The organism is uncultured Acetobacteroides sp. (genome assembly GCF_963667355.2).
Lineage (GTDB): Bacteria > Bacteroidota > Bacteroidia > Bacteroidales > ZOR0009 > Acetobacteroides.
Map to the genome: position 1 here is coordinate 1 of NZ_CAXXVH010000002.1, position 5,000 is coordinate 5,000.

Consider the following 5,000-nt stretch of genomic DNA (forward strand, 5'->3'; position numbering starts at 1 on the left):
GTGATTAATTAGTGAACAATGAATGCTTCCTTAATAGAGAATATGAGAGAATCTAAGCGAATAGCTTTTCTATTCTCAGTATATGAGAAACGATAAGTGAATAGCTTCTTATTATCTGTATCTCTAGAAATGAGGAATGCATGCATGCTTCCTTAATAGAGAATATGGGAAAAGATAAGTGAACAGCTTCTTATTCTCCGTATCTCTAGTAATGAGGAATGCTTGCTTCCGTAATTAGAGAGAATATGGGAAACAATAAGCGAACAGCTTCTTATTCTCAGTCTCTCTAGACCCGGAAGTGAATGCTGAATGCTGAATGCTTCCGTAATTAGAGAATATGGGAAACGATAAGCGAACAGCTTGTTAATTCTCATTATCTCTAATGATGAATGCTTCCATAATAGACAATATGGGGAACGATAAGCGAACAGCTTCATATTCTCCATAGATATCTGTTATGGCCCCGAGAGCATACATGAACGGAGGGTAATCTGGTACCTTATTATTTACCCTAAAATGGTATCAAGATTTTCAGCTTCTGCAGCAGCATCCCCCCTTTGTGCCTGCGGGAGAGGGGACCTCCGTTTACTCCCCAGAAATGACCTCCGCTTTCTACCTTGGCGTTTTTTCGCCAAGTGTTCGCTCTCTCCTATATACAGAGAGAGAGAGAGAGAGAGAGAGAGAGAGTAGGGCACATAGAGAGAGAAAATACATAGCCGAAAGTGAAAGAGAAAAAAAGTAAAAGAATTTTCTTTACCTTTTTTCTCTAACATTTTCTTTTCTTTTCTGCTCTCACTTTTCTTTTCTTTTCTTTTCTGAAATGAAAATTAAATTCTCTTGATTTTTTTCCTCACTTCCTCCACTTCCTCCACTTCCTCCCTTCCTCCCTAACCTCCCTAACCTCACTAAACTCACCAAACTCTCCAAACTCCCTATCTCCCTACTCCCTACTCCCTACTCGCACGCACGCAGGTATTTTATTGTTTTCAACAATCGATGCCAGGCCCATTTTCGGGCCGGGCAGGTCGCAGTTGCAATTTTTGAGTCGGGGCCGCAATATGGCGCAAACTTGATTTTATCCAATCAGCGTTCGAAAAATAGGGACTCCAATCAGAATGCAGTCTCGTTTTGCAAAGAAAGTACAACCCACATGCCAGAACACACTACTGTTGTACCTCATACTCCCCCTGTACAATAATTAAATAATCCTCAAAGTATTTATTTGTACATATTTTTCTTTTTATTTATTCTATTTTGTTATTTATTCATTTAGGCTGTATAAATTATTTTATCTATCTGTTTATTTATTTATGCGTATTTTAATTCATTCTAGCCACCGGAGACACTAATAGGTGGTCAAGAGGGCGTACAGATAAATAAATAAACACGAGAGAGGCAGAGAGAAATAATTAATTGGAGGAGAGAGGAAAATAAATAAATGAAAATGAATAGAAGAGAGAGAGAGAGAGAGAGAGAGAGAGAGAGACAGAAAGAGAGAGTGAGAGAAAGAAGGAGAGAGAGAAACAAACATACAGACAGGCAGGCAGGAGAGAGAGAGAGAGAGAGAGAGAGAGAGAGAGAGAGAGAGAGAAACATGTACAGACAGACGGTATGCGTTGAAGCGATTGCTTTAATAAAAATTATTTCACTACACCAAGAAAGGGCCGAAGGGTATGCGGATCCGTTCCTGCAAGAAGAAATGGCTGAGAGAAAGACCAGCGAGAGAGACAGAGAGAGAGAGAGAGACAGAGAGAGAGAGTGAGAGAGAGAGAGAGATGATAGAGGCAGAGAGAGGCAAAGAGAGAGAAAAGACAGAGAGATATAGAGAGAAAACGTGCTAAAGGGTAAAACAAAAGGTGAGGAAGAAGAAAATCATGATAAGAATCAATACAACTCGAACCAGGCCTCACGCAGGGGCACACACACACATACACACACTGTCACACAGAGACGCTGACTGAATGAAAAATGGCCTCTCAAGGCCAACCAAAGTGATGAATAGCTGAAAATAAGTGTGCTCGTGGATGGACACAAAGAAAATCGCACTGGCATGCAGTAGAAAAGGCACCAGGGGTCAAGAGAGAGCGAGAAAAATGATGCACACAGTAAGAAAATTCACGGAAATTGATACAGAAAAACAGGAGAGAAGGCTTACCTGCCCAGGATTTGTGGCAAATAGCAAGCCTAGAGTGTAATAAAAGAGTTTCTGCCAAAACAGGGCAGTGAGAGTGACGGGGGGCTGAACGGCAGCCACCACAGAGCGCAGCACACACAGAAACATACACACACATAGAGGCAGTCAGAGCATGGAAAGGGGCCTTTGAATGGCAATCAAAGACACAAACAGTTCGAAAAAGTGTTGTCTTGGACAGACACAAAGAAAATCGCACTGGCATACAATAGAAAAGACATCAGGGGTCAAGAGAGAGCGAGAAAAAATATCACACAGTGAGAAAATTCACGGAAATTGAAACAGAAAAACAGGAGAGAAGGCTGACCTGCCCAGGATTTGTGGCACATAGCAAGCCTAGAGTGTAAGAAAAGAGTGGCTGCCAGAATGGGGCAGTGAGAATGACGGGGGGCTGAACGGCAGCCACCACAGAGCGCAGCACACACAGAAACAGACACTCACACAGAGGCAGTCAGAGAATGGAAAGGGGCCTTTGATTGGCATTCAAAGACACAAACAGTTCGAAAAAGGTGTTGTCCTGGACAGACACAAGGAAAATCACACTGGCATGCAATAGAAAAGACATAAGGGGTCAAGAGAGAGCGAGAAAAAATATCACACAGTGAGAAAATTCACGGAAATTGAGACAGAAAAACAGGAGAGAAGGCTTACCTGCCCAGGATTTGCGGCACATAGCAAGCCTAGAGTGTAAGGAAAGAGTGGCTGCCAAAACGGGGCAGTGAGAATGACAGGGGGCCGAACGCCAGCCCCGAGAGAGCACTGCACACAAAGTGAGCGGCAGTCACACAGAGGCAGTCAGTGAGTGGAAAGTGGCCTCTGAATGGCAACCAGAGCGACGAACAGCTGAAAACAAATGTGTTCTTGGGCAGAGACAAAGAAAAATGCAGTGGCATACAGTAGAAAAGACATGGTGGGCCAAGGGAGAGGGAGAAAAAAATTGCTCACAGTGAGAAAATTCACGGAAAATGAAACAGAAAATCAGAGGAAAAAGCTGTCATGCCCAGGATTTGTGACACACAGCAAGACTAAAGTGTAAGAATGGAGAGAGAGACGAAAAGAATGACAGAGACGCACTCTGGGGCAAACGGCAGCCATGACAGAACACACACACACAGAAAAGAATTTTCACACAGAGGCAATGCATGAACGGGGAATGGCCTCTGAGTGGCAACCAAAGTGACGAACAGCTTGCAACAGATGTGTACTTGGACAGACAAAGCAAAAAATGCCATGGCATGCAATGAAACAGACGCCATGGGGCAGAAAGAGCAGAGAGAAAAAAATCGCTCACACAGAAAATTCACGGAAATTGACACAGAAAAACGGGAAAACAAGCTGGCGTGCCCAGAATTTGTGGCACACAGCAAGAACAGACTGCATAGAAAGAGTGACAGGCAGAACAAAAGACAGGGAGCAACTCTGGGCCAAACGGCAGCCATGACAGAGCGCCACGCGTGAAAAATCGCCCTGCACTTGGGCATGCAGAACACACGAAAAGAAAGCTGGCGTGCCCAGAATTCATGGCAGCCAGCAAGAACATGAAGAAACAAAGGAGAGACAAGCAAAGAGAGAGACAGAAAGAAGAAGCACGTGTTGTGCAATGGCAAACAGTGCTGGAATACCTGAGAACGCTGGATTTTCGGCTCGCCGCCGAACGCCTTGGGCTTGCCCCATGCAGGCCAAGGCCGAAAATGCAAGCCTAGGCCTGCATGGAACAGTTTCTTGCTGTTGGCAACGAAGAAAGCCGCTTGGGTGGCGCCAGAACCCCGCCAAACACGTCGGGAACGCTTTCCCCTTCAAAGAGGGAAATGTTGGCAACCGCGCCACACAAGGCCACCAGGCCAAGAAAAATTGGCCTCCCACGTAGAAAAATGCCCAAAGGTGGGCTCTGGCATGGGGGGATTTTTTGCGGGAGCTCCAAACGGCCATGGGGGCTCCCACACCCCTCACGAAAAAAAAATGCACGGGCGCCAGGCGAAATGCCAAAACGCTTTCTGATTGGAGTCCCTATTTTTCGAACGCTGATTGGATAAAATCAAGTTTGCGCCATATTGCGGCCCCGACTCAAAAATTGCAACTGCGACCTGCCCGGCCCGAATCTGGCCCTGGCATCGATCGTTGAAAACAAAAAACCGGAAAGCAAAGGAATAAACGCATGCTTGTTTCGATCGACATTAGAAACAAACATGTGTTAGTCATGGCTGTTTCGATCGCCACTAGAAACATTCATGCAAGCGTAATTTTTGTTTCGATCGCCATTAGAAACAAATAAAAGCGCAATGCCTGTTTCGATCGCCATTAGAAACACGCGTTTCGATCGACATTAGAAACGCAAGGCATTACGAGCTATTTCGATCGCCATTAGAAATAGCCGGATTCTCTATTTGCTGGTCATAACTATTTCGATCTCCATTAGAAATAGCTATTCCTTCCGTCGTTTTAAATAGCGAGTAAGTCCTGTATCGATCGACATTAGATACAGGCAATGTCTGTATCGATCGACATTAGATACAGACAATAAGTCCTGTATCGATCGTCACTAGATACAGGCCAGCTATTTGCAGAAATAGATAATAAGTCCTGTATCGATCGACATTAGATACAGGCAATGCCAGTATCGATCGCCATTAGATACTGGTAGTTAGTCCTGTTATCGATCGACATTAGATACAGGCAGCTATTTCGCGGCGCTAATTGGGAATAGACAGACTGCAAGTTCTGTATCGATCGACACTAGATACAGGCGGCAATGCACGGGCTAGTAGATTTCAACCTGAGGGTTGGGCGTTTCAAGAGAAGGACAGGAAAT

Annotated in this window: 2 protein-coding genes; both read left to right on the top strand. The window is 44.7% G+C overall.

Annotated features, from left to right (window positions below; translation table 11 throughout):
* Positions 1–1,444: 1,444 nt before the first annotated feature.
* Positions 1,445–1,762: a hypothetical protein gene (locus ACHZA1_RS00025; protein WP_320054941.1), complete on the top strand. Its 318-nt coding sequence runs from the start codon at positions 1,445–1,447 to the stop codon at positions 1,760–1,762.
* Positions 1,763–2,024: 262 nt separating this feature from the next.
* Positions 2,025–2,195 (top strand): hypothetical protein, encoded by a 171-nt coding sequence (locus ACHZA1_RS00030; RefSeq protein WP_320054942.1) that lies wholly within the window; start codon positions 2,025–2,027, stop codon positions 2,193–2,195.
* The last annotated feature ends 2,805 nt before the right edge of the window (positions 2,196–5,000 follow it).

Coding starts and splice junctions, on each gene's coding strand:
- ACHZA1_RS00030 (WP_320054942.1), top strand. CDS start 2,025: ATGGACACAAAGAAAATCGCACTGGCATGCAGTAGAAAAGGCACCAGG.
- ACHZA1_RS00025 (WP_320054941.1), top strand. CDS start 1,445: ATGAATAGAAGAGAGAGAGAGAGAGAGAGAGAGAGAGAGAGACAGAAA.